The sequence below is a fragment of the Thiorhodovibrio winogradskyi genome (genome assembly GCF_036208045.1).
GTDB lineage: Bacteria > Pseudomonadota > Gammaproteobacteria > Chromatiales > Chromatiaceae > Thiorhodovibrio > Thiorhodovibrio winogradskyi.
Genome location: NZ_CP121472.1, coordinates 1,894,969 through 1,918,530, shown reverse-complemented (window position 1 = coordinate 1,918,530; position 23,562 = coordinate 1,894,969). Strand labels below are relative to the sequence as shown.

Sequence of the window (23,562 nt, the reverse complement as noted above, 5' to 3'; positions counted from 1 at the left end):
CGTCCGGATCTTCCGTGCCCCAGAACCATTTCCACTCGCTCCGCCGTTTGCTGCTCTCCCCCCAGGCTTGGCGCATGCGCCTGGCTTTCGCCATTGGCGCCCTTCTGGTCGGCCTGGTCTCGACCGGTTTTGGCATCGCCAGCCTGCATGCCAACCAGCTGTTTTTCAAAATGGCCGAGCAGGCGCCGCTCGCACCCCTGGTCGTCACCCCACTGGGGCTGGTACTGGTGACCTGGCTCGCGCGGCGGTTTTTCCCCGGCAGCGAGGGCAGCGGCATCAATCAGATTATTGCCGCGCTGGAGATGCGCACCAAATCCCGGGTGGTCTCGCTCAAGCTCGCCGCCGGCAAAATTCTGCTAACGCTGATCGGCCAATCCTGCGGTGCATCCATCGGGCGCGAGGGGCCAACGGTGCATGTGGCCGCGTCCATCATGTATTCCATGCGCCATTTCGCGCGTTTTCCGCCCGACTACATGGCGCGCGCCATGCTTCTCGCCGGCAGCGCGGCGGGTATTTCGGCAGCCTTTAACACACCCCTGGCTGGCATCGTCTTTGCCATTGAAGAAATCTCGCGCGCCTTCAGCGCCCACATTGCCGGCATTGTCACCCTGGCGGTCATCTTCTCGGCCCTGGTCGCCATGGCACTTACCGGGCAGAACAGCTACTTCGGCACCGACAGCGTCGCCAGTGTCGATGCCTTGGGCGACTGGGCGGCGGTGCTGCTGTGCGGGACCCTGGCCGGACTGGCCGGCGGACTTTTCGCGCTGCTGGTGGTCAAGGGCTCGCGCTGGCTGGCGCCGGTGGTCGCCACCAATCCGCTGAGTGTCGCCTTTCTGTGCGGTTGCGTGCTGGTCACCACGGGCGCCATGACCGACTATCAGGTGATGGGTTCGGGCTTTGACATCGCCAAATCCCTGGTCATCGACAGCGCCGAGACCGACCCTCTCTACCCCATGTTTAAATTCATCGCCTCCCTAGCATCCTATCTCAGCGGCATTCCCGGTGGCATTTTCGCCCCGGCACTCTCGACCGGCGCCGGCATAGGAGTCGACCTGCACCGAATGATCCCAGTCTCGTCGCTCGAGCTCATGGTCCTGCTCGGCATGGTCGGCTACTTCGCCGGCGCGGTGAAGTCACCCATCACCGGCTTTGTCATTGTCATGGAAATGACCAACGACCAATACACCCTACTTGCACTCATGGCCACGGCCATGATCGGCTACGGCGCCTCCTACCTTATCAGCCCATACCCCCTGTATCACTCGCTTGCGCAGTTGTTTTTGGAAAAACAGGAGCACCAGTCTCAACAGGAGAACCAGGACCAACAGAATCAAGCCAGGCAGCGCCCTGCATCCAGCTGAAGCACAGGGATGGTCTCGGGCATGGCGTTGGCACTAACGGCGATGACCGGGATGTCGCGCAACTGGGATTGATCGCGCATCCAAAGCAAAATCTCGGTGCCGCTCATACCCGGCAGATTGATGTCCATCAGCACCAGATCTGGCCGCGTCTCGGTCAGGCGGGCCATGGCCGTTTCACCATTGATGACACTCAGTAATTCGACGCCGGAGAGCCGTTTGAACAGGTGCGCCATGATCGCCAGATTTACCCTATTGTCCTCGACATAGAGCACCCCCGTGGAGCTGCCCCTCCAGGCTCGTCTGGGGCCTTGTGACACTCGGCTGGTTCGGGCTGTGCCGGCTTCAACTCGAACCATGAACGGCTCCCCTGGCCGGCGACCGAGTCGAACATTGATGCGACCGCCCATGGCCTCGATCAGGTGTTTAGAGATGATGAGACCGATGCCCTTCCCTTCGCTCGCGGTCTTCTCGGCGCCCAGGCGCTGGGAGTGTTGAAACAGCTCACCGCGCAGCGCTTCACCGATACCCGCGCCGGTATCGCTGACACGGATCCGCACCTACTCATCCAGGGGCGCTCGTCCAGGGGCTCGTCCAGGGGCTCGACATCAATTGTGACCCGAGCGCCCACTCGGTTGTATTTGATGGCATTGGAGGTCAGGTTGAGCAGAACCTGACGCAAACGGGTGCGGTCAGCCTAGACATGGAAACCAGCATCCACGCATCGATGAATATTGATCTGTCGACCCTCGGCGACGGAACGCGACAGGGCCATGACCTCGTCAATCAGCTGATCAAGCGGCACGGCGCCAAGCTTCAATTTCCTCTATCCCGACTCGATGCGTGCCAGAACAAGAATCTCGTTGATCAATTCGAGCAGATGCTGGCCACTGTCCTGGATATGGCTCACGGCGACCTGCTGTTGCTGTACTCGCCCTGAGAAAACCTGCAATTCAACATGAGTGGCTCCCGGGTGGTCGGCAGATACCTGGGTGCGCGGCGGGCGAACAGCATCGGTTGCCCAGCTCCAGAGGAACACGAAGGAAATTAGGCAGGCGTGCGCAGCCGGTCGATCAGGCGGTCGAATGGCGGTTTGCCGACTGGCGGCTGAATGTTGCTATGCGTCAGCTTTTTCTGGCGCGCTCGTGAAGCTGACCCACGGTGAATTCGAGTTGCTGCATGCGCTACTACAGACCGATGGCGCCGTGGTATCGCGTCAGCGTCTGATGGATGCTGTTGCCGACCCGCACCGACCCGCATCCTAATACACTAAAGGTTCTACTATTGCGACCAAGGCGCAAGCTCGACGAGCCTGGCGCGATCAGTGAGTCCATCCTGGAGACCGTGCCAGGGGTCGGCTATCGTTTGCGCATTGGCGCAAGCCTGTCGCAACATGTTGCCATTCGCCACGGTTGAATCGCACCTGATCGCTGATGGTTGGCGCGCCATCAGCGCCATGACGTGACTGGCACGGACCAACGGATCTCGCCGATGTAGGAGGCAGTTATTTCAAGCCCGACCGATACGACCCAAAGGCCAGGCCAGACACGCTTGGGGCAAGGGATGCGGCCGCGGGCAGTTGCCTGCCACAACGGACAACATCACACCAAGCGCCCGCAAATCATGTCCGCCGTTCCTTGGCGCCTGAACTCATCTTCCATCCGCCACCCGATACTGCGTCTTTGTCACCAGGCTTGTGGGCTATGAACTGTGCGTTCACCCTCTATGCGCATCACCGCCCATGGACGCACTTGACGCGAGCGAGAGGGTGAATCGGACGCAACAGCAAAAACCTAAGATCGGCTAAGTCATCAAGCCTGATTGAAACGCCATCAGCCGCGATCTGGTTTTGGCTCGTACGCCACTGGAGCGGGGGCCTCTGGCGCTGGCTCGTGCTTCACAGTGCTACAAGCCGAGAGACCCAGCACCAGCAACGCAGCAATAATGTAACTTTTCGTGTTATTCATCTGTCGCGACCCATGTAGTGAAAGAGTGACATGATAAAATCCCAAGCCTTGGGATTATCAACCTGCCAAGGCCAGCACCCTGTGAACAGATCTTCTAGCCTTCCGTGTGGAACTATCCAATCTCCGCGCCTCCCTGTCAAGGCGCAAAAAGGTCCGAGCCCCGCCCTCACGCTCGCAACAGTTGCTTGGGATTGACAAGTACTTTATACAGCAATTTGAATTTGCTAGCCTCTGGCCTAGTCTTAAGTCCGACCTGATTCATATTGACCAGGTGACCGAGATTCCGCCCGATGACCGGCCCCGGTTCGATGAGATAGGCGAAGACCGAAAAATCGTACCCAATAATGGACCCAGAATCGCACCAAAATATGGTCACAACGGTCAAGCAACCCTGGATCATTAGCAGCGACGACGCCTCGGTTGCCAGCTGCCAGGCACTTGCGGCGCGTCTCCACCGGATGAGCAGCGCCGCTCCCGTGGGCAACCTGCTTGGGCGACTCAAAGGCTTCGATCCCAAGACTTTCTGCCTGACTGGGTATACTCCATCGACCCTAAGCCATAAGCAGGGGCGACTCTCGACCTGCTTGCACAAACATCTGATAAGGATGGCGCTGTACCTCGGTTTGAGTCTTTTGGGTGTCGGTTGTGTTCCACACCAGATAATGACCGGAGACAATCTCACCAACATCGCCAACCCGATGTTCGATACTGCCTATTCCGAAGACGCGGATGTCGCCTTTGTCGTGGATGCAACAACGGCTGCCGCACACAAAAGTGGCAAGGTTAACTTTCGCACGGAGAGCGCGTCACGTAGAACGCGTGATCTAGCACACTGGATTGTCAGTTCCCGCGACAATCTCAACCTGCCATTCGCGATTGTCGACAAAGTAAACGCCAAGGTCTATGTGTTTGAAATAGATGGAAAGCTTTACGGAGCGGCACCTGTGCTTCTTGGATTGGCGCGCGGCGATCACTCCATCCCTGACATTGGCAACAAACCTTTGTCACACATTCCGCCGGCGGACCGCACGACACCCGCGGGTCGTTTTGTATCAGTGATGGGCCGCAATCACAAAGGCAAAGACATTCTCTGGCTAGACTACGAGCAGGCTCTCTCCATGCACGCCGTGGTCAAGGGTCGACCTCAAGATCGCCGGGCGCACCGTCTCGCCACCCCAACACCGCTTGATAACCGCATTTCTTTTGGCTGTATCAATGTTCCAGTGGATGCCTTCAGGACGCTGATTAAAAACAAGTTTTCTGGTGCTGGCGGGGTTGTTTACATCCTCCCCGAAAACAAGACGGGCGCAAAAGCCTAACCTGAGATTGCGCGAACGACAGACCGTTGGGTCTTGGTATGCCCCTCACTGAGCGAGTAACGACTCAGTCTCCGAGGCATCAAACTGCTGCGTATGGCATAGTTCGTGAATGGAATGCGGGGTTGCATTGAGATCTCGAAAAGGCGGTTCCCAGGCTTTTTTTCCAGCGAGCCAACTTTGCAAGGGCATGACCATTGGCAGGTGGCCGTTCGGACGGAACCAGGAATCAACGCTCCAGGAAAGCCCAGTTTCAGTGTCGATGATGACAGCGGTCCAGTGAACTCCGGTCACATCGAAACGATTACGCACTTCAGGCGCCGAGACGCTCCAGCCATTCAACTCCCCGATGTCCTGCAGAATCTTCAGATACGTCGTGGTATTGCTCGAATTATCGACGCAGTCCATCCGCCCTTTGATACCCGCCTCGAAATCATTGATGGCAAGATCATTGGCCAATAACGGCTGATACTTCCGCGCCAGCAATTCCATTTGCCAGATGCCGATACGCACTTGCTGCAATCGATGGTAAAGACTTGCGCCTGAACAAATCGCCATGCGCTGTTTCAGCAGCGCCATATCGGCGGATGTAAAGTTCAACCTCCGCCTGCTTGAACACGACCAGTTGAAACAAATTCGCAGTTTGACAAAGCCTTTCTGGTCGATCAAGTACTCTGGCGGTAGCGGAAAGGAGGCCGATTCCTGACCGTCGACGGCATTGGTTTCTGATGCGGCAGCGAGCGTAAAATTGATTGTCATGAAAAGCACGGCGATAAGAATGAACATAGCGGGCCGAAGTCGACTGGCTTCGGCTTGTCCGTTGTGGTCAAAATTCCGCATTACCCCTGGTTACTCTAACGCCGTAGGCACTTTAGGATACTGTGCAAAAAATTCAGAGGATCAATTAGAATTTATGTGTTCGCATCGAAACAGGCCCGCGACTCCGCGACGGCACGAGAAAAGCGATCATTCCTAAACGAACTGGCCCAATACTCTGCTCCGCGACAGGTATAATCCCCCACATGAATCTGCGGGATCTCTCCTACATCGTCGCCGTGGCGGAAACACGGCATTTCGGCCGCGCGGCCGAGCGCTGCTTTGTCAGCCAACCCACCTTGAGCGGTCAGGTGAAAAAGCTCGAGGAAGAACTCGGCGTGACCATTTTTGAGCGCAGCAACCGCTCGGTGGACATCACCGCCGTTGGCGAGGATATTCTACGCCACGCGCGCCGACTGATGGAACAAGCCGACGCCATTGAGCAGGTCGCGCGCGCCGCGCAGGATCCACTCGCGGGGCCACTACGCGTCGGAGCCATCCCGACACTCAGCCCCTATCTGATGCCGCAATTGCTCGCGCCCCTGCGCCAGCAGTATCCGCAGCTTAAGCTCATCCTGCGCGAAGAGGTCACGGACGCCTTGCTGCTGCGGCTGCGCAGGCACGAGCTTGACGCCCTGCTGCTCGCCACGCCGGCCGAGGATGCCGATCTCGACCAGATTCCGCTGTTCGACGAGCCGTTTTGGCTTGCCCATCCGCCTGGGCATCCGCTGGCGGACAAGCCCGAAATCAGCGACACCGACCTCGAGGCGGCCGAACTGCTGCTGCTGGCCGAGGGACATTGTTTAAGCCAGCAGGTCATGCATGTGTGTCGCCTGGCCGAGCGCCCGCATACCAGCGAGGCGGCCGATCTGAGCGCCGCCAGCCTTGAGACCCTGCGCCATCTGGTGCGCGCCGGATTCGGCTGCACCCTGGTACCCGCGCTGGCGCTCGACAGCGGCTGGCAGGACACCGCGGGCATCAGCGTGCGGCCCTTGGAGCTACCGGATGCCCGACGGCATATCTCGCTGGTGCACAGGCGCAGTTTTCCACGCACGGCGGCCCTCAGGGCACTGGCCCGGGTCGTGCGCGGGGTCCTGCCTGATCTGGTCCATCCCGCGGGTGGCCCGACCATCCCGGTCAGTCTCCAGAGCACGAAAGCGGCGGCCACCAAGTGTTAGAAGCCGCCATATCCCCTGGCCCGGTGGCCCATCCGTGCCGCTTTTTCGTCACCGCCGCCCGACATCTGGAGACTCTGCTGGCCGAGGAATTAAGCGGCCTTGGCATCCCCGAGGTGCGCGAGACCCGCGCCGGCGTCGCCTGCGCCGGCACCCTGGCCGATGCCTATCGGGTCTGTCTCTGGTCGCGCGTGGCCAGCCGGGTACTGCTGCCGCTGGCGGACTGGCCGGCCGCCGATCCCGATGCGCTCTACGCCGGCGTCGCCGCCATCGACTGGTCGGCGCATCTGGGTCCGGAACAAACCCTGGCGATCCATGTCGACAGCGCCCGTTCCGCCATTGACCACAGCCATTTTGCCGCCCTGCGCATCAAGGATGCCATTGTCGATCAGTTCCGCGAACGCAGCGGCCAAAGACCCAGCGTGGATACTGCCCAGCCCGACATCCGTCTCTACTGTCGGCTGTTTCGCGATCAGGCCGCGCTCAACCTGGACCTGTCGGGCGATGCCCTGCACCGGCGCGGTTACCGAACCGAGGCGGGCGCGGCCAGCATCAAGGAGAACCTGGCCGCCGCTTTGCTGCTGCGCGCGCGCTGGCCCGCGATCGCCGCCGCCGGCGGTGCCCTGGTCGATCCCATGTGCGGCGCCGGCACTCTGGTGATTGAGGCCGCGCTCATGGCCGCCGACCGTGCACCTGGCCTAAATCGCGCCCACTGGGGCTTCAGCGCCTGGCGCGGGCACGATGCAGCGGCCTGGCAAGACTTGCACGAGGAAGCTCAAGCACGCGCGGCGGCCGGACTGGAGGGCCTGGGTCGGCTGTGCGGCTATGACCGCGATGGCGCCGCCATCCGCGTTGCCTATGCCAACCTCGAGCGCGCCGGTCTGGCCGGGCGCCTGCATTTCGAGCGCCGCGAGCTGTCCGACTGCCAGCCCCGCGGCCAGGCGCATCAGGGCCTGATCATCAGCAACCCGCCCTATGGGGAGCGCCTGGGCGCCGAGGAGAATCTGGTGCCACTGTACCGCGCGCTCGGGCGCGTCCTGCGCGAGCGTTTCGACGGCTGGCAGGGCGCGGTGCTGACCGCCAATCCCGAGCTTGGCCGCACCATGGGGCTGCGCGCGCATCGCATGCACCGGCTGTTCAACGGCCCGCTTGAATGCCAGCTGCTGCATTTTGACATCCGCAGCGAGGCCCATGTCGACGACAGCCCACGCCCGCTGCCGCCCGAGGAACGCGGCCCCGGCGCCGAGATGCTCGCTAACCGGCTGCGCAAGAATCAAAAAAGCCTGAACGCCTGGCTCAAGCAGCGGGACATCGGCTGCTACCGCCTCTACGATGCCGATTTGCCCGAATATGCCCTGGCCATCGACATCTACACGCGCACGGAGCCCGACGCCCAAGGCCAGCGCCTGGCCCATGTACAGGAATATGCCGCGCCACCCGAGATCGACCCGCGCGCGGCACGCCGGCGTCTGCGCGAGGCCATGGGAGTCATTGGCGAGACGCTCGAAATCGAGCGCCAGCATATCCTGTTTAAGGTGCGCCAGCGCCAGCGCGGCAAGGCGCAGTACGACAGGCAGGGACAAGAAGGGCAGTTCTTCGAGGTCCGGGAAGCCGGGCTGCGCTTTCTCGTCAACCTGCAAGACCATCTGGACACGGGGCTTTTTCTCGATCACCGAAAAACCCGCGAACTCATCGGCCAGCGCGCATCGGGGCGGCGGTTTTTGAATCTGTTCGGCTACACAGGCACGGCCAGCGTGCATGCGGCGGCGGGCGGTGCGACATCAACGCTCACAGTGGATCTATCGCGCACCTACTGCGACTGGGCCGAGCGCAACCTGGCGCTCAATGGGTTTTCAGCCCCCCAGCACCGGGTGGACCAGGCTGACTGTCTGCAATGGCTGCAACGCCCGCGCTGGGATCAATTCGGGCTGATTTTTCTCGACCCGCCAAGCTTTTCAACGTCCAAGCGGATGCGCGGCAGTTTTGATGTTCAGCGCGACCATGTCAGGCTGATCCAACTGGCCGCCCGACTGCTGGAGCCGGACGGCGAGCTGGTTTTTTCCACCAATCTGCGCCGCTTCAAGCTGGATACGGATGCCTTGGGTGATCTGCACTGCGAGAATCTCAAAGCCTATACCCTGCCGAGAGACTTCCAGCGCAATGCCCGCGTTCATCACTGCTGGCGCCTGCGGCGCCAGCTTTGATCCAAAGGGGGCAGCTCAAAACAGCCTTATCCCGCGGCATCCACCGCGTCGGCCTTGCCCGCATGCGCACCCTTCGCCGTTTTCTTGCCCATGAACTTAAAGCGCACAAGCAGCGTCAACACAACGGCAAAAATGGCGATGCCGCCAAGCGTGAGCTTGAGCGCGTTGTCGTCAAACCAACCAATCAGCACGCCAGTGAGAATCAGAAAAGCGCCAAACAAGCCCATTTTCCAGTCAGCATGCACGCCTGCCAACATGGCGGTCAGCCCGAGCAAAAAGATGGTGACAAAACCATCGGTCTCGGCATTGAGAAAATGCTGCAAGTCCTCCCGGAACAGGAAGTGAATCACCACCGCCAGCGCGGCCCAGTGCAGCACCTGCCGCAGCAGAAAAAGCCCACGCGAGGACATGGTCGTACCGGCATTGCCCTGCTGCCAGCCACCATAAATAGCCACCAAGGCCACGGCGGGAATAAACCAGATCCATCGGGTGGCGGCCTCGGTTGGATCGCTGTCCGTCATCGCCGCCAGCGCGACGGCCGTGACATAAAGGATGAGGTAAGGAAGCTGAGCCAGAAAAAACAGCAGTCGGCCTTTGTTTCTGGCGGACTTCTCGGCGGTCGCATCGGTCATCGCTGCGGATTCAGTCACGGATGTTCTCCTCTTGAGTTATGGATCAAACCACTACCCATCAGTTGGTAAACTTTGATTCCTGGCTCCCACGCTCCAGCGTGGGGGCAAGTGCGGACGCTCCCGCGTCCAATGGCGATTCGAGCTGCTGGCGCGGCCGCCGCCCCGCATCCCCAAGCTGGAGCTTAGGAACAATTTAAATCAAGCACTTGCGACTCTCAGCGGCCCGGAACGGCCAGGATATGGGTCATGGTATGGTGATGGATCACATGGGCACTTAGGCACACCTCCAACATGCGCTCGCGGCGGTCGCTAATGATGCCCGATGGCCTTGTCGGTGAACAGATAATCCTTTAATTCGGCATCGAACTTGCTGTCCTGACGGCGAATCCACTCAAGAAGCATGGACGCATGTTCTTTCTCCTCATCCCGGTTATGGGCCAAAATCCCTGCCAACTCCTTGTCCTGGCAGGCATCAACGCGCTGGTTGTACCAATCGACCGCTTCGAGTTCCTCCATCAGTGACTGAATGGCACGGTGCATATCGCGGGTCTCGGCACTCAATTCGTTGATGGGCTCGTGATAACCTTCGTTCGCCATGAAAACTCTCCTGGATGCGTTTGCGCGCAGTTTGCGCGCACTCGGCCCGCATTGTCCAAGCCAGCGGTCTGAAAAACAAGCCGCAAGCACGGTCGATCTTGCGCGACAGCCTTCGCGCACCCAATATAAGGCTTGGGTAAAATGCTTAAGCTTCAATCTTGGCTCGGGACGATAGGGTATTTATGCGATCTTCACCCATTGACAAAACTAGGCTGGCTTGGGTTGTAGCGCTCACGGCGGGTCTTGGCGGCGCACCGCTTTGCGCCGAGGAGGGGCTGACTCAGCTCGAGCAGCTCGGCAAGGCGCTCTTCTTCGACACCGAGCTTTCGCAACCGCCAGGCCAGGCCTGCGCGAGCTGCCACAGCCCACTCACCGGCTGGACCAGTCCGCAATCCGGCACCGACCCGGCCTCGGCCGTGCGCGAGGGCGCGGTGGCTGGGCGCTTCGGCAACCGCCGCCCACCCATGGCCGCTTATGCCTCTTTTAGCCCGCCACTGTATCTTGACCCGGAAGAGGATCATTTTGTCGGCGGCAACTTCTGGGACGGGCGCGCCACCGGCTGGTTGCTTGGCCATGCCACCGCGGAACAGGCCTTGGGGCCATTCCTCAATCCTGTCGAGCAAAACATGTCCAGCGGCGCTGAGGTGGTCCATCGGGTGTGCCATGGCGACCATGGCGAGGCCTTTCGCGCCTACTTTGGCCAGGAGGTCTGCGATAATCCAGTCGCCGGCTTCAATGCCATCGCGCGCGCCATCGCCGCGTTCGAGACCTCCGCCGAGGTGAACGCCTTCAGCTCCAAGTACGATTACTACCTCAAAGACCCCGAGCAATATCCGCTGAGCGAAGAGGAAATGCGCGGCCTGGATCTCTTTGTGCGCGAGGACAAGGGCAATTGCGCCGCCTGCCATCCGCATGAGCCCACCGCCGATGGCACACCGCCGCTCTTTACCGATTTCACCTACGACAACCTCGGCGTCGGGCGCAATCCGGACAATCCCTGGTACGCCATGGAGGACTTCAACCCAGAGGGTGCCGACTGGGTGGATCCTGGTCTGGGGGCTTTTCTCAAGACGGTCCCGCGCTTTGCGGATCGGGCCACGGAGAACATGGGCAAATACAAGGTGCCCAGCCTGCGCAATGCCGATCTGCGCCCGGCCGAGGGCTTCGTGAAACGCTTCATGCACAATGGCGCCCACGCCAGCCTGAAAGAGGTCGTGCACTTCTACAATACCCGGGACACCAAACCGGTGTGCGAGGAAATCGACGCTCCACAGCCGGGCACCAACTGCTGGCCAGCGCCCGAGATCAGCGCCAACCTTAATACCGAGGAACTCGGCGATCTGGGGCTTACCGAGGATGAGGAAGCCGCCATTGTGACCTTCATGCGTTCGCTGAACGACGGCTGGACGCCACCCGAGACCAAGCCTTGAGAACGGCTGCGGAGACGCCTTGACTCTGAGGCGAATTGACTCTAAACAGCGGAGATAAACACCGATGTCACGCCAAGAACGCATTCAGGCCCTGGTGACCCAGGAGATGCAGCCAAGGCATCTCGTGGTGACGGATGAAAGCCACATGCACGCGGTGCCGGAGGGCGCCGAATCGCATTTCAAGTTGGCGGTGGTGAGCGATGTTTTTGCCAACGAGTCGCTGATCAAACGCCATAGGCGCGTCAATGCCCTGCTCGGCGCCGAGTTCGACCAGGGGCTGCATGCCCTGGCCATTCACGCCTTCACACCTGCTGAGTGGCGTGGCAAGGGCGAGGCGGCGCCGGCCTCGCCCAAGTGTCGTGGTGGCTCCAAGGTCAAGCCCGGAGTCCAACCAGGCGCGGCACCCCATGCGGATGCCCCGGCGCCGGCCTGAGCCATCAGTCTTCTCGCGCCACCGCCGGCGGCGCGCTGACCGCTGCCCGGTCGAAATATTCCCGGGTTAACTTGAACACCACCGGGCTCAGCAAAAGCAAGGCGACTAGATTGGGAATGGCCATGAGCGCGTTCAGGGTATCGGCCACCAACCAGATGAAATCCAGGCTCAGATAGGCGCCGGCCGGGATGGCGGCCACCCAGATGATCCGGAAGGGCAGAATGGCGCGAACGCCAAACAAGTACTCGACGCAGCGCTCGCCATAGACACTCCAGCCGAGCACCGTGGTAAAGGCAAAGAGCGCCAGCCCCAGGCTGACCACATAGGCACCGGCTCCAGGCAGTTCGTTGCCGAAGGCCAGGGCCGAGAGTTCGGCGCCGCTCTCGCCACCCGTCCAGGCGCCCGAGGTGACGATCACCAAACCCGTGATGCTGCAGATGATGATGGTGTCGATGAAGGTGCCCAGCATGGCCACGGTGCCCTGGCGCACAGGGCTGTCGGTTTGCGCCGCCGCATGGGCGATGGGCGCGCTCCCCAGGCCGGCTTCATTGGAGAAAATGCCGCGCGCCACGCCCATCTGAATGGCCAGCATCACCGAGGCACCGGCAAAGCCGCCAACGCCAGCCGTGGGAGTGAAGGCCTCGCGCAGAATCGTCATGAAGGCAGCCGGAATGTCCGTCACATTCAGTCCCAGCACCACCAGGCCGGCCAGCAGGTAGGCGATGGCCATGAAGGGCACCAGCCTCCCTGCCACCTGGGCGATCCAGCGGATGCCGCCGATCAGCACCAAGCCAACCAGCACCGCCATCACCACGCCAGTCCACAGGGGCGGCACATGAAACTTCACCTCCAGCGCATGGGCGACGGAATTGGCCTGCACCGTGTTGCCGATGCCAAATCCGGCCATGGCGCCAAAAATAGCAAAAGCGACCGCAAGCCACGCCCAGCGCTTCCCGAGCCCATTACGGATGTAATACATGGGCCCGCCGACATGGTTGTTGTTTTCGTCGACCTCACGGTAACGCACCGCCAGCACCGCCTCGGCGTACTTGGTGGCCATGCCGACCAGGGCCGTCATCCACATCCAAAACAAGGCACCCGGGCCGCCAACGGCAATGGCCGTGCCAACCCCGGCGATGTTACCGGTGCCGATGGTGGCCGAAAGCGAGGTCATGAGCGCATTGAAGGAGCTGATGTCCCCTTTTCCCTCGCCGCGCCGGCCCTGCCATAGCATGCGAAAGCCATAGCCGAGCCGTCGAATCGGCATGGCTCTTAATCCAAAGGACAGATACAGGCCGGTGCCCAAAATCAGCACCAGCATGGGCGGCCCCCACAGCAAACCGTTGATCACATCGATCCAGTCCGTCACTTGTTCCATTTGCGCTTCCCCCTGTCGCGAAACGAAAGCGCGCTAGTCTAGCCCCGAGGCTTGCGGTTTGTCATGAGTCCGATGCTGGTTTTTCGGCGCCTTCCCTCGCTTCGCGGTCGCGTTCGCCCAGGCGCGCAAGCTTTTCGCCAATGCGAACTTCCAGCCCGCGCGGCACTGGCTGGTAGTAGTGGCGCGGGGCGAGCTGATCGGGAAAGTAGTTCTCGCCAGCGGCATAGGCATCGGGCTCGTCATGGGCATAGCGATAGGCCGCGCCCTTGCCCATGGTCCGCATCAGCGCCGTGGGCGCGTTGCATAGATGCGCTGGCACTGGCAACGAGCCCTGGGCGCGCGCATCGGCCAGGGCCTGCTTCCAGGCCGTGTAGACAGCGTTGCTCTTGGGCGCGCTGGCGAGATACACCGCCGCCTGCGCCAGCGCCAACTCGCCCTCGGGGCTGCCGAGGCGCTGCATGGCGTCCCATGCGTTGAGAGCGAGATCAAGCGCGCGCGGGTCGGCATTGCCGATGTCTTCGCTGGCGATGCGCACCAGGCGCCGGGCCAGATAGAGCGGATCGCAGCCGCCATCGATCATGCGCGCGAGCCAGTAGAGGGCGGCATCGGGCGCCGAGCCGCGCACCGACTTGTGCAGCGCGGATATTTGATCGTAGAAGGCATCGCCACCCTTGTCGAAGCGGCGGGCGCCTGCATCGAGCACGGCTTCGATGATGGAGGGGGTAATTTCTGGCGGGGGCATTGCTGGAACACCGCCCTGCCCTGCCCGCTCCACCCGCGCGGCGGCGAGTTCAAGCAGACTGAGCGCGCGACGCGCATCGCCATCGGCCACCCGCGCGAGTTGCCGGCAGGCATCCGGGGCGATGCCAATGCCAAATTGGCCAAGTCCGCGCTCCTGATCCCCGAGGGCGCGTTGGATCAGGGTTTCGAGCGCGCTGGTGTCCATGGGTTCGAGCACATAGACCCGAGCGCGGGAGAGCAGCGCGCTATTGAGCGCGAAGGACGGGTTCTCGGTGGTGGCGCCGATGAAAGTCAGGGTGCCGTCTTCAACATGGGGCAGAAAGGCGTCCTGCTGGGCCTTGTTGAAGCGGTGGACTTCGTCGATGAACAGCAGGGTGCCTTGCGGGGTCAGTCCCGCGCGCAGGCGTTTGGCCTCGGCGACCGCCTCGCGGACGTCCTTCACGCCAGCGAGCACGGCCGAGAGCTGGACAAAGTGTGCGTCGGCCAGGGTGGCCGCCAGCCGCGCCAGGGTGGTTTTGCCGGTGCCTGGCGGTCCCCACAGAATCATGGAATGCAGCTGCCCCGAGGCCAACGCCTGATGCAGCGGTCGGCCGGGGGCGAGCAGATGGGATTGGCCGACACAGTCCTCGAGACGCCGCGGTCGCATGCGCTCGGGCAGGGGAATGGCTGGCGCCGAGATACTCAAGCGTGCTCAGATCCCGCCAGCAAATCCAGAACGTTCAGGCAATGGCAACAACCGCAGGCGCGTGCGCAACGGATCGACCGTCAATATGGCTCCATTGGCTAGCTCTACCGACATTCGATGCAAGGCCATGATGACCTTTGGCCCGATTTGATCGGGACTGAGATCGTCGGCCCGGATTTGCACAACACTCGGCTTTCCACGTGATGTTACTGACAAAATAGCACTAAAATCGAGATCCTGGGTCAGAATGACAAAATCATGGTGACGCGCAAAATCGCATATTTCTGAATCCGCGGCATTCAACGCACCTAAAGCTGACCAATGAACCGCATCGATACCCGCGTCACCAAGAACACCCACCCAACGGGGAGACAGGTTCATATCGAGCAAAATCCTCATGCACAAGCCAGCTCGAATTCTTGCGCATTCGCCAGCCAGGCTGCGTAGCGCAATGCCTGCATGATGTCTTCACGCTCAAGGTAGGGGTAATCGACAAGCATGTCGTCGATGGTGCGCCCAGTACTGATCTGCCCGACGATCATGCCCACCGTCACACGCATTCCACGAATACATGCCTTACCTCCCATGACACCCGGCTGCTGAGTGATTCGATCCAATTGTTGCATCTTGCTGCTTCCTCGGTCTGTCAGGTCATCATTTCAACGCGACGCACGACAAGACAGGCACCACCAGGCCAGCCTCAATCGATTTGCAGGAAGTCCCCGCCGGCGGGACGATCAAATTCAAAGAGCGCGTCCGACAGCTTTGGGTTACGTTGGATGCCGGTGAAAATGAAGCGGGTCAGCTGACCGAAGCGGTCTTCCATCAGCAGGGTGTCGAGTTGTCCGTCGATGAAGGCGATTTGCAGGCGCTCGACCTGGGAATCGTCGGCCTTGGGTTCGAGTTCCACCCACAGGCGCCCGTCATCGCGACTCAGCGGACGCAAGGCAAAAAATTCCTCGACCGGCCGGTCACTGACCAGAAGCTGGGCTGGGGTGCCATCGAGCGCGGCTTGCTGGGAGCGGTGGCTGACCTGGTTAAGCTCGGTATCCCGCAGGTAGACACGCTTGCCATCGGCGACGATGAGCTGCTCGCTGGGCTTGTCGTATTCCCAGCGAAACTGCCCGGGGCGACGCAAAAACAGCCGGCCCTCGGACTCGAAGGTCTGCTCCCCGCTGGAGCCCGGCGTGAGGGTAATCTGGCGGAAATCGGCGCTCAGGCTGTTTAGGTCCTTGAGATAGTCCTTGAGGGTGGCGACCGGGTCGGGGGCGGCGTTGGCGCCGAGCGATAGAAATAAAAGACTGATGACGATCAGAAATCCGGCGAGTCGCATGCTTGGTGTCATGATTTTGTTGATCCTGTGAGCAAAATGGCGTTTCGTGCGCGCAACTTTAGCCTTTAACAGGCTGCTTTCGGTGGCCTTCTGATCCTTGGCGGGGCTGGTCAAGCGCGTGCATTCGCCCGTACAAGCCGCCAATGGTCCTCACTCCTCGGACGCCGGCGGCGGAGCCAAGACCTCGCGATTGCCGTTGGTCTCGGCCGGACCAACCAAGCCGATACGTTCCATTTCCTCGATCATGCGCGCGGCACGGTTATAGCCGATTTTCAGCCGCCGCTGCACGCCCGAGATGGAGGCGCGGCGGGTTTCGACGACAATCTGCACCGCTTCATCAAAGAGCGCGTCCTTATCCTCGACATCGCCACCGGCGCTGGGTTCCGGGTCGATGCCGGTCAGGAAGTCGGAGGACTCCTGCAGCACGGTGTCGATGAACTCGGGCGGACCGAATTGCTTGAGATGATCCACGACCTTGTGGACTTCATGATCGTCGACAAAGGCGCCATGCACCCGCTGCGGGATGCTGCTGCCGGGGGCCATGTAGAGCATGTCGCCATGGCCCAGGAGTTGCTCGGCGCCCATCTGGTCAAGAATGGTGCGGGAGTCAACCCGCGAGGAGACCTTGAACGCCAGGCGCGTTGGCACATTGGCCTTGATCAACCCGGTCAGCACGTCCACCGACGGGCGCTGGGTGGCAAGCAGCAGATGAATGCCCGAGGCACGTGCCTTTTGCGCCAGGCGCACGATGAGTTCCTCGACCTTTTTGCCCACCACCATCATCATGTCGGCCAGTTCGTCGATGATGACGACAATATAAGGCAGATGGCTCAGGGTCGGCGGGGGCAGGTCTGGATCCAGTTCACCGCCGGCGGCGGCCAGGGCGACAGGATCGATAATGGCCTCACCGGCATCACTCGCCTGCTTGATGAGTTTGTTGAAGCCGCCAATGTTGCGCACCTTGAGTTCCGACATCAGGCGATAGCGGCGTTCCATCTCGGCCACGCACCAGCGCAGGGCGTTGGCGGCTTCCTTCATGTCCGTCACCACCGGGGTGAGCAGATGCGGGATGCCATTGTAGACCGAGAGTTCGAGCATTTTCGGGTCGACCATGATCAGGCGCACGTCCTTGGGCTCGGCCTTGTACAGCAGACTCAGGATCATGGCGTTGATGGCCACCGACTTACCCGAACCCGTGGTGCCGGCGATGAGCGCATGGGGCATGGCCCCCAAATCCGCCACCACGGGCTGCCCGCCAATGTCGGTGCCAAGTCCAATGGTGAGCGCGGAGTTTTTCTTGCGATAGGCATCCGAGTTCAGCACTTCGCTCAAAACCACCATGTCCCGCGTGTCATTGGGAATCTCAAGCCCGATGACCGATTTGCCGGGAATGATCTCCACCACCCGCACACTGATTTTCGACAGCGCCCGGGCAATATCCCGGGCAAGGCCGGTGATCTTGGCCGCCTTGACCCCAGGTGCCAGTTCCAGCTCGAACAGGGCCACCACCGGACCGGGCTGGACGGCCACCACCTGGGCTTTGACGCCATAGTCAGCCAGCCGGGCTTCGACCTCGGCCGAGAGCGTCTCGAGTTGGTCCGGGGTGTAGCCGCGCCGGCCAGGGCGCGCCGGGTCGAGTAGCTCGAAGGGCGGGCACATGGGATCCCCCGGCTTGATCTTGGGCGCCAGACTGGATGACTGGGGAGTCGCGGAACGATACACCGGACGCGGCCCGGCGGATTCCTGATCCGGCATGGGTGCCTTCGCCTCCGTCGCCGTCTCCCGCAGTGGGACGGTAGCGCCGCGATCCACCTCGGGTTCCCAGGGTACCCGGCCCAGGGTCTCACTGATGACCTCGGCCTCGCCATCAATCGCATCCAAATCGCCAAAACTCGGGTCCGTATCATTTTCCGCCCGGGGTTGCCGCAAGCGCCGATAGAAGCGACCGAACCGGCCTTCCTCCGCCGGTGCATCCGCGTCCAATAGCGCTTCCGCGTCCGCGGCGGTCTCGCCCGCGCCGGGGCGTCGCCAGGCCGTCAGTGCCAGCCCCATCAGCCAAAGCGTAAACTCACCGACCGCATCAACAATCGCCAGAGGTGACATGCCCGTCATCAATGACACGCCAATGAGCAGCAGCAGGAACAAAAAGAATACTCTGCCAGTGCCACCAAAGAGACTTTGTGTCCATTCCGCGCCCAGACGCCCGAGCCCCCCGCCAAGACCGGTCGGCAACCAGCCGAGCAACGCATCGAACTGGGCGCTGGCCAGCGCGGTGGCCGCCACCAGCGTCAGCGCCACCCCCAGCCAGTGCAGCGCCAGCCGCAACAACCGGGTTTCGGGCTCCTGCTCGCGACACTGGAACAACAGCAGTGCGCTGACGACCAACATTAAAGGAATCAAATAGGCGAACAGCCCAAATAAAAACAAGGCCACATCGGCGAACCAGGCGCCGGCGCGTCCAGCCGCATTGTTGACCTGGGACTCAGGCCCAACATAAGACCAGCCGGGATCACCTGGCGCATATGTGGCCAGGGAGAGCGCCAGAAAGGCGGCCAGAGCCACCAGTGCCCAAATCCCTGCCTCACGCACAACGCGCTCAATGTAATCACTGAAAGTGAATTCGCCTGTCCGGGTTGCCTGCATAATTATCCTCCGATCATTCGATTTATTATAACCTTATCGGAGTTTATTCGTGCAGTTTCATAAAACTTTTTCTGGGACTCATGCGTCCGGATCCGCTTTACCGCCCCGCCGCGCGCCCTTAAACTGGCCGCTTTGCGGCGCCTCGCAGCCACATTCATGGCAAGGCTCGCGGCCAGGCTTGGGTGCCTGCCGACCAACCGCCGGTGAAGTTGCCATGAGTAACCAGGGAGCAACCCGGGAGCAACCCGGACCAAGCTCCGCGGGCGCCAACCGAACCCAACATTAAGGCGACTTCAAGGGAGTATGCCAAGCCATGAGCGATACCAAACACTGCCGACTGCTGGTCCTGGGTTCAGGCCCAGCCGGCTACACGGCGGCCGTCTACGCGGCGCGCGCCAACCTCAATCCGGTACTGGTCACCGGCATGGAACAAGGCGGTCAGCTGATGACCACCACGGATGTCGACAATTGGCCCGGTGACAACGAGGGCGTGCTGGGCCCGGATCTGATGGAGCGCATGCGCAAGCATGCCGAGCGCTTCGAGACCGAAATTCTGCTCGATCAGATCTCAAAGGTGGACTTCTCCAAACGACCGCTCGAACTGACCGGTGACAATGGTCTTTATACCTGCGACGCGCTCATCATCGCCACCGGCGCCAGCGCCAGATATCTTGGCCTGCCCTCGGAGCAGGCCTTTCGCGGACGCGGGGTCTCGGCCTGCGCGACCTGCGATGGCTTCTTTTACCGCAACCAGAAGGTCGCGGTCATCGGCGGTGGCAACACGGCGGTCGAAGAAGCCCTATATCTATCCAATATCGCCGCAGAGGTGGTGCTGGTGCATCGTCGCGATGCCCTGCGCGCCGAGAAAATCCTGCAGCACAAGCTGCTGGAGAAAGCCGAGAACGGCAATGTGCGCATCGAATGGAACCATGTCCTCGATGAAGTCCTGGGCGACACCAGCGGGGTGACCGGCATGCGCATCAAGGATGTACAAACCGGCGCGACCAAGGATCTTGATCCGCACGGGGTCTTCATCGCCATCGGTCATCAGCCAAACACCGAGATTTTCGCCGGCCAGCTGGAAATGACCAATGGCTACATCCGGGTGCAGGGTGGTTCGGATGGCAACGCCACCGCCACCTCGGTGCCCGGCGTCTTCGCCGCTGGCGATGTCATGGATCATGTTTATCGCCAAGCCATCACCTCGGCCGGCAGCGGCTGCATGGCGGCGCTGGATGCCGAGAAGTTTCTCGACACCCTCGAGACCCAGGGCGGCTGAATCACGGATGCCGACCGACCATGACTGACAGCCACGCATCTGGTCCGAAACCCATTGGTCCGCAACCCCTGTCCCTTGGCACAAAACGCTTTCCGGCACTCGCGCTGGCGAGTTCCGGGGTCTTGCTGCTGGCGGTGGCCGTGGGCTCCCAGCCCGGCGAGCTGGGCACCAAATTCCCACTCTTGGCCCTGCTCGGACTGTGCGAACTTGGGGTGATCATCAATCTGGCCGGCGCCTATCTTGCGTTGCGTGCCGCCCGGGAGCGGGAGTTCCGCCTGAGCGCGCTCTGGCCCTTTGCCGCCTCCTTGTTCGCCGCCGGGGTGTTCCTATGGCTCGGCTTCCGGCTATGGCCTTTGTAATCCTGGTCCGGGCGACCTCGCACGCGTCTCTACCGCGGCTGACATGATTCAGGTTCATGCCTCGCTCGCCGACATTCCGGTGGCATCCTGGAACCGGCTGGTCGGCGCCGACACGCCCTTCCTGCGCCATGAATTCCTCGCCGCCATGGAACGCCACGGCGCCGTGGGCGAACGCTTCGGCTGGATTCCACAGCATCTGGGACTCTACGACACCCAGGGCCAGCTTGTCGCCGCCGCGCCCTGCTACTTAAAATTCAATTCTTACGGCGAGTTCGTCTTCGACTGGGCCTGGGCCGATGCCTACCAGCGCGCGGGCGGGCGCTATTACCCCAAGCTGGTCATGGCCGCGCCTTACACTCCGGCCACCGGGGCACGGGTGCTCACGTCGCCCGGACCGGCGCGCGAGACCCAAGCCCAAATGCTCATTGCGGGCGCCCGACAATTGGCCGAGAAGCTCGGGCTCTCGGGGGCGCACTGGCTGTTTGGCACCGAGGAAGAGCTCGCCTGGCAGGAAGAAGGCGGATTCATGGCGCGCATGGGCTGCCAATTTCACTGGCACAACCAGGGGTACGAGCACTTCGACCATCTGCTGTCCGCTTTCTCGGCCGAAAAGCGCAAAAAGATCAAGCGCGAGCGCCGCCGCGTCAGCGATGCCGGAGTGCAGTTGCGGCGACTGCGCGGCGATGCCGTCAGCGAGGCGCAGTGGGCGGTCTTTCACCGCTTCTATGAAGACACCTTCGACAAGCGCGGCGGCATCCCAACCCTAAGCCTGGATTTTTTTCTCGACATCGCCGAGACCATGGGCGAGCAACTGCTGCTGGTGCTGGCCGACTACCAGGGTCAAAGTGTCGCCGCGGCCTTTTGCCTGGTTGGCGCACACAGTCTGTATGGGCGCCATTGGGGTTGCTCGGCCGACTTTCATAGCCTGCATTTCGAAGCCTGCTATTATCAGGGCCTTGAACATTGCATCAGCGAAGGGTTGACGCGCTTCGAGCCCGGCGCACAGGGCGAGCACAAGATCGCGCGCGGCTTCCTGCCCACCGCGACCTGGTCGGCGCACTGGATTGCCGACCCGCGCCTGCGCCAACCCATCAACGCCTTTTTGCAACACGAGCGCGCGGCCATGCGGGACTATCTTGCCGAGATGCACCAGCACAGCCCTTATAAGGACAGACCCAAGCCTTGATGCGTCGACCACGCAGACTGCCCTTTCTGCTCTCCCCCAACGATCCGAGCGGCGCTTTCCCGAGTGTCGAGAATGCCCTGTGCGATCCCAACGGGCTGCTGGCCATTGGAGGCGACCTAAGCACGCGGCGTCTGGTCAATGCCTATCGCCAGGGCATTTTTCCCTGGTACAACCAGGGCGATCCGATTCTGTGGTGGTCGCCCGATCCGCGCACTCTGTTAATTCCCAAGGAGTTGCACATTTCCCGCAGTCTGCGCAAAAGGCTGCGCCAGCGTCGTTTCGCGCTGACCATGGACCGCGACTTTCCGCGCGTGATCAACGCCTGTGCCAATATCAGCCGCCATGGCGAACAGGGCACCTGGCTGCTGCCGGAAATGATTCGCGCTTACCGCGCGCTCAACATTCACGGCATCGCCCATTCGGTTGAGGTGTGGGAGGAGGGACAAGAGCGGCTGGTGGGTGGGCTTTATGGGGTCGCCATCGGCCGCGCCTTTTTTGGTGAATCCATGTTCTCACGCGCGACTGACGCATCCAAGTTGGCGCTGGTATTCCTGAGCCAGCGGCTGGCCGCATGGGACTTTGAGCTCATCGACTGCCAGGTGGTGACCGAGCATCTGCTGCGCATGGGTGCGCGCGCGGTGCCGCGAGCACTGTTCATCGAAAAACTTCGGACCTGCCGCGATCTGCCCGGTCGCGAGGGTTCCTGGGACGACGGCGGCCGCCATTTTCCCGAGCCGCCGAGCAGCGAAGAGCGACCCGCGTCATGACCTCGCAGGTGCCCATTCATGCCAACCTGCCGCTCTATTTGACCGGGGAACATGCCTGCTCCTATCTGCCGGATCGCTCTGCACGCACGCTCTTTGTCGACCCCAATGTGCGCATCGACCGCCACCATGCAGACTGGCTCCAGCAACTGGGCTTTCGCCGCAGTGGCGATCATTTCTACCGCCCGGCCTGCCGTGGCTGCGGGCGCTGCGTGCCGCTGCGGGTGCCAGTGGCGGACTTCCGGCCCAATCGCTCGCAGCGGCGCAATCTGACCAAAAACAGCGACATCGAACTTAGAGCACGCGCACCAGTCTTCGACCAGGAACACTACGAACTCTTCCGCCGCTATCTGCTTGCGCGCCATGGCGACGGCGACATGGCGGATGACATTTCACCGACCAGCTATCGACGGTTTTTGCTTGCTCCCTGGGCGGGGCAGAGCCGCCTGCTCGAAATGCGCCATCGCGGCACGCTGATTGGCGTGGCGGTCAGCGACCTGCTGATCAGCGGGCTGTCCGCGGTCTATACTTTTTTTGATCCGGCGCAATCCGCGCGCGCGCCCGGGACATTTGCCGTTCTGAGCCAGATTCTCGAGGCCCGCGAGCTTGGACTCCATTATCTGTACCTGGGCTACTGGATCGCCGAAAGCCGCAAAATGGCCTACAAGGCTAATTTTCACCCAGTGGAGGCCTGGATTGACGGGGAATGGCACTCTCTTCGCGCGGGCGAGAGGGACTAGGGCGCTGAAGGCCTTTGCGCGATGACAGCGCGCCCGGGGGCAGCAATTCTAAATTTGGGTGTCTATTCGGTGTAGACCGGGCCAATAACCAGGCGCCGGCAAACAGACTTCGCTGTGCTATACTTGACCAGTTTTGCGGAATTGGCTTTACCGACAGGCGGCCGTGCCAACTGATCGGCCGCCCTTTCGTTGTTCTCCCGCTTTTAACACCCGTTTCTCCACCAGATTTCCCGCCCCATTAGCTGACCACCATTACCTAACCAATGGCAAAAGAAGACGTTATCCAGATGGAAGGCACGGTTGTCGAGACCCTGCCGAACACCGTATTTCGTGTCGAACTCGAGAACGGTCATGTTGTCACCGCCCATATTTCCGGCAAGATGCGCAAGCACTATATCCGCATCCTGACCGGCGACAAGGTCACGGTTGAGTTAACCCCTTACGATCTGACCAAAGGGCGTATCACCTACAGGGTCAGGTAAGCAACCCAAGGTAAGCATTCGGGCGCCAAAGAAAACATTCGGTC

Annotated in this window: 24 protein-coding genes; 14 read left to right on the top strand and 10 right to left on the bottom strand. The window is 61.4% G+C overall.

Going from position 1 to position 23,562, the window contains the following annotated elements; translation table 11 throughout:
* Window positions 1-14: 14 nt before the first annotated feature.
* A complete protein-coding gene (locus Thiowin_RS08585) occupies window positions 15-1,361 on the top strand; it encodes a chloride channel protein (protein ID WP_328987316.1) in 1,347 nt (448 codons plus the stop codon).
* On the opposite strand, the gene Thiowin_RS08580 is transcribed toward Thiowin_RS08585, so the two are convergent.
* Complete coding sequence (locus Thiowin_RS08580) at window positions 1,331-1,918, bottom strand: response regulator (RefSeq protein WP_328987315.1); 588 nt, start codon at window positions 1,916-1,918, stop codon at window positions 1,331-1,333. The genes Thiowin_RS08585 and Thiowin_RS08580 overlap by 31 nt on opposite strands.
* Window positions 1,919-2,061: 143 nt before the next feature.
* On the opposite strand from Thiowin_RS08580, the gene Thiowin_RS08575 reads away from it, so the two are divergent.
* From Thiowin_RS08575 to Thiowin_RS08565, 3 genes are all read left to right on the top strand, one after another.
* The gene (locus Thiowin_RS08575) at window positions 2,062-2,298 is read left to right on the top strand and encodes a hypothetical protein (RefSeq protein WP_328987314.1); all 237 of its coding nucleotides are present in this window, start codon (window positions 2,062-2,064) and stop codon (window positions 2,296-2,298) included.
* 205 nt (window positions 2,299-2,503) lie between these two features.
* Window positions 2,504-2,623, top strand: a complete 120-nt coding sequence (locus tag Thiowin_RS08570; RefSeq protein ID WP_328987313.1) for a winged helix-turn-helix domain-containing protein — start codon at window positions 2,504-2,506, stop codon at window positions 2,621-2,623.
* Between the two features lie 1,070 nt (window positions 2,624-3,693).
* On the top strand, window positions 3,694-4,644 hold the full coding sequence (locus Thiowin_RS08565) for a L,D-transpeptidase (protein ID WP_328987312.1): 951 nt from the start codon (window positions 3,694-3,696) through the stop codon (window positions 4,642-4,644).
* 45 nt (window positions 4,645-4,689) lie between these two features.
* On the opposite strand, the gene Thiowin_RS08560 is transcribed toward Thiowin_RS08565, so the two are convergent.
* Entirely contained in the window at window positions 4,690-5,481 is a 792-nt protein-coding gene (locus tag Thiowin_RS08560; protein WP_328987311.1) for a hypothetical protein, read from the bottom strand.
* Between the two features lie 182 nt (window positions 5,482-5,663).
* Between Thiowin_RS08560 and Thiowin_RS08555 the strand changes: the two genes are divergently transcribed.
* The gene (locus tag Thiowin_RS08555) at window positions 5,664-6,635 is read left to right on the top strand and encodes a LysR substrate-binding domain-containing protein (RefSeq protein ID WP_328987310.1); all 972 of its coding nucleotides are present in this window, start codon (window positions 5,664-5,666) and stop codon (window positions 6,633-6,635) included.
* A complete protein-coding gene (gene rlmKL / locus Thiowin_RS08550; protein WP_328987309.1) occupies window positions 6,629-8,836 on the top strand; it encodes a bifunctional 23S rRNA (guanine(2069)-N(7))-methyltransferase RlmK/23S rRNA (guanine(2445)-N(2))-methyltransferase RlmL in 2,208 nt (735 codons plus the stop codon). The genes Thiowin_RS08555 and rlmKL overlap by 7 nt, the downstream gene beginning before the upstream one ends.
* Before the next feature lie 26 nt (window positions 8,837-8,862).
* On the opposite strand, the gene Thiowin_RS08545 is transcribed toward rlmKL, so the two are convergent.
* Entirely contained in the window at window positions 8,863-9,486 is a 624-nt protein-coding gene (locus Thiowin_RS08545; protein WP_328987308.1) for a hypothetical protein, read from the bottom strand.
* Window positions 9,487-9,777: 291 nt separating this feature from the next.
* Window positions 9,778-10,065, bottom strand: a complete 288-nt coding sequence (locus tag Thiowin_RS08540) for an encapsulin-associated ferritin-like protein (RefSeq protein WP_328987307.1) — start codon at window positions 10,063-10,065, stop codon at window positions 9,778-9,780.
* 182 nt (window positions 10,066-10,247) lie between these two features.
* Here Thiowin_RS08540 and Thiowin_RS08535 point away from each other — a divergent pair, with 182 nt between their 5' ends.
* The gene (locus Thiowin_RS08535; protein ID WP_328987306.1) at window positions 10,248-11,495 is read left to right on the top strand and encodes a cytochrome-c peroxidase; all 1,248 of its coding nucleotides are present in this window, start codon (window positions 10,248-10,250) and stop codon (window positions 11,493-11,495) included.
* 64 nt (window positions 11,496-11,559) lie between these two features.
* On the top strand, window positions 11,560-11,928 hold the full coding sequence (locus tag Thiowin_RS08530; RefSeq protein ID WP_328987305.1) for a BolA family protein: 369 nt from the start codon (window positions 11,560-11,562) through the stop codon (window positions 11,926-11,928).
* Window positions 11,929-11,932: 4 nt separating this feature from the next.
* Here the strand turns inward: Thiowin_RS08530 and Thiowin_RS08525 are convergent, their stop codons facing one another.
* The 6 genes from Thiowin_RS08525 to Thiowin_RS08500 all read right to left on the bottom strand — a co-directional run bounded on the left by Thiowin_RS08525 (window position 11,933) and on the right by Thiowin_RS08500 (window position 18,708).
* Window positions 11,933-13,306, bottom strand: coding sequence for an alanine/glycine:cation symporter family protein (locus Thiowin_RS08525; RefSeq protein ID WP_328987304.1), 1,374 nt, complete (start codon window positions 13,304-13,306; stop codon window positions 11,933-11,935).
* Between the two features lie 61 nt (window positions 13,307-13,367).
* Window positions 13,368-14,693, bottom strand: a complete 1,326-nt coding sequence (locus Thiowin_RS08520; RefSeq protein ID WP_328988041.1) for a replication-associated recombination protein A — start codon at window positions 14,691-14,693, stop codon at window positions 13,368-13,370.
* 45 nt (window positions 14,694-14,738) lie between these two features.
* Window positions 14,739-15,113 carry a DUF5615 family PIN-like protein gene (locus Thiowin_RS08515; RefSeq protein WP_328987303.1) on the bottom strand — a complete coding sequence of 125 codons (375 nt, stop codon included), beginning with the start codon at window positions 15,111-15,113 and terminating at the stop codon, window positions 14,739-14,741.
* 14 nt (window positions 15,114-15,127) lie between these two features.
* Window positions 15,128-15,358, bottom strand: coding sequence for a DUF433 domain-containing protein (locus Thiowin_RS08510; protein ID WP_328987302.1), 231 nt, complete (start codon window positions 15,356-15,358; stop codon window positions 15,128-15,130).
* Between the two features lie 74 nt (window positions 15,359-15,432).
* Window positions 15,433-16,077, bottom strand: coding sequence for an outer membrane lipoprotein chaperone LolA (gene lolA, locus Thiowin_RS08505; RefSeq protein WP_328987301.1), 645 nt, complete (start codon window positions 16,075-16,077; stop codon window positions 15,433-15,435).
* 138 nt (window positions 16,078-16,215) lie between these two features.
* Complete coding sequence (locus Thiowin_RS08500) at window positions 16,216-18,708, bottom strand: DNA translocase FtsK (protein ID WP_328987300.1); 2,493 nt, start codon at window positions 18,706-18,708, stop codon at window positions 16,216-16,218.
* Window positions 18,709-19,021: 313 nt separating this feature from the next.
* Between Thiowin_RS08500 and trxB the strand changes: the two genes are divergently transcribed.
* The 6 genes from trxB (at window position 19,022) to infA (ending at window position 23,518) form a co-directional block, all read left to right on the top strand.
* Complete coding sequence (gene trxB, locus Thiowin_RS08495; RefSeq protein ID WP_328987299.1) at window positions 19,022-19,987, top strand: thioredoxin-disulfide reductase; 966 nt, start codon at window positions 19,022-19,024, stop codon at window positions 19,985-19,987.
* Between the two features lie 20 nt (window positions 19,988-20,007).
* Window positions 20,008-20,346, top strand: a complete 339-nt coding sequence (locus tag Thiowin_RS08490) for a hypothetical protein (protein ID WP_328987298.1) — start codon at window positions 20,008-20,010, stop codon at window positions 20,344-20,346.
* 43 nt (window positions 20,347-20,389) lie between these two features.
* Window positions 20,390-21,532 (top strand): GNAT family N-acetyltransferase, encoded by a 1,143-nt coding sequence (locus tag Thiowin_RS08485; RefSeq protein ID WP_328987297.1) that lies wholly within the window; start codon window positions 20,390-20,392, stop codon window positions 21,530-21,532.
* A complete protein-coding gene (gene aat / locus Thiowin_RS08480; RefSeq protein ID WP_328987296.1) occupies window positions 21,532-22,299 on the top strand; it encodes a leucyl/phenylalanyl-tRNA--protein transferase in 768 nt (255 codons plus the stop codon). The genes Thiowin_RS08485 and aat overlap by 1 nt, the downstream gene beginning before the upstream one ends.
* Window positions 22,296-23,036: an arginyltransferase gene (locus tag Thiowin_RS08475; protein WP_328987295.1), complete on the top strand. Its 741-nt coding sequence runs from the start codon at window positions 22,296-22,298 to the stop codon at window positions 23,034-23,036. The genes aat and Thiowin_RS08475 overlap by 4 nt, the downstream gene beginning before the upstream one ends.
* A gap of 263 nt (window positions 23,037-23,299) precedes the next feature.
* Window positions 23,300-23,518 (top strand): translation initiation factor IF-1, encoded by a 219-nt coding sequence (infA, locus tag Thiowin_RS08470; protein ID WP_009148344.1) that lies wholly within the window; start codon window positions 23,300-23,302, stop codon window positions 23,516-23,518.
* Window positions 23,519-23,562: the final 44 nt, after the last annotated feature.

Excerpts from the sequence above, each read along its gene's own strand:
- Thiowin_RS08520 (WP_328988041.1), bottom strand. The coding sequence starts at position 14,693 with ATGCGACCGCGGCGTCTCGAGGACTGTGTCGGCCAATCCCATCTGCTC.
- Thiowin_RS08485 (WP_328987297.1), top strand. The coding sequence starts at position 20,390 with ATGATTCAGGTTCATGCCTCGCTCGCCGACATTCCGGTGGCATCCTGG.
- Thiowin_RS08555 (WP_328987310.1), top strand. The coding sequence starts at position 5,664 with ATGAATCTGCGGGATCTCTCCTACATCGTCGCCGTGGCGGAAACACGG.
- infA (WP_009148344.1), top strand. The coding sequence starts at position 23,300 with ATGGCAAAAGAAGACGTTATCCAGATGGAAGGCACGGTTGTCGAGACC.
- Thiowin_RS08540 (WP_328987307.1), bottom strand. The coding sequence starts at position 10,065 with ATGGCGAACGAAGGTTATCACGAGCCCATCAACGAATTGAGTGCCGAG.
- Thiowin_RS08510 (WP_328987302.1), bottom strand. The coding sequence starts at position 15,358 with ATGCAACAATTGGATCGAATCACTCAGCAGCCGGGTGTCATGGGAGGT.
- Thiowin_RS08500 (WP_328987300.1), bottom strand. The coding sequence starts at position 18,708 with ATGCAGGCAACCCGGACAGGCGAATTCACTTTCAGTGATTACATTGAG.
- aat (WP_328987296.1), top strand. The coding sequence starts at position 21,532 with ATGCGTCGACCACGCAGACTGCCCTTTCTGCTCTCCCCCAACGATCCG.
- Thiowin_RS08490 (WP_328987298.1), top strand. The coding sequence starts at position 20,008 with ATGACTGACAGCCACGCATCTGGTCCGAAACCCATTGGTCCGCAACCC.
- Thiowin_RS08565 (WP_328987312.1), top strand. The coding sequence starts at position 3,694 with ATGGTCACAACGGTCAAGCAACCCTGGATCATTAGCAGCGACGACGCC.
- lolA (WP_328987301.1), bottom strand. The coding sequence starts at position 16,077 with ATGACACCAAGCATGCGACTCGCCGGATTTCTGATCGTCATCAGTCTT.
- Thiowin_RS08535 (WP_328987306.1), top strand. The coding sequence starts at position 10,248 with ATGCGATCTTCACCCATTGACAAAACTAGGCTGGCTTGGGTTGTAGCG.
- trxB (WP_328987299.1), top strand. The coding sequence starts at position 19,022 with ATGAGCGATACCAAACACTGCCGACTGCTGGTCCTGGGTTCAGGCCCA.
- Thiowin_RS08575 (WP_328987314.1), top strand. The coding sequence starts at position 2,062 with ATGGAAACCAGCATCCACGCATCGATGAATATTGATCTGTCGACCCTC.
- Thiowin_RS08515 (WP_328987303.1), bottom strand. The coding sequence starts at position 15,113 with ATGAACCTGTCTCCCCGTTGGGTGGGTGTTCTTGGTGACGCGGGTATC.
- Thiowin_RS08560 (WP_328987311.1), bottom strand. The coding sequence starts at position 5,481 with ATGCGGAATTTTGACCACAACGGACAAGCCGAAGCCAGTCGACTTCGG.
- Thiowin_RS08525 (WP_328987304.1), bottom strand. The coding sequence starts at position 13,306 with ATGGAACAAGTGACGGACTGGATCGATGTGATCAACGGTTTGCTGTGG.
- Thiowin_RS08475 (WP_328987295.1), top strand. The coding sequence starts at position 22,296 with ATGACCTCGCAGGTGCCCATTCATGCCAACCTGCCGCTCTATTTGACC.
- Thiowin_RS08530 (WP_328987305.1), top strand. The coding sequence starts at position 11,560 with ATGTCACGCCAAGAACGCATTCAGGCCCTGGTGACCCAGGAGATGCAG.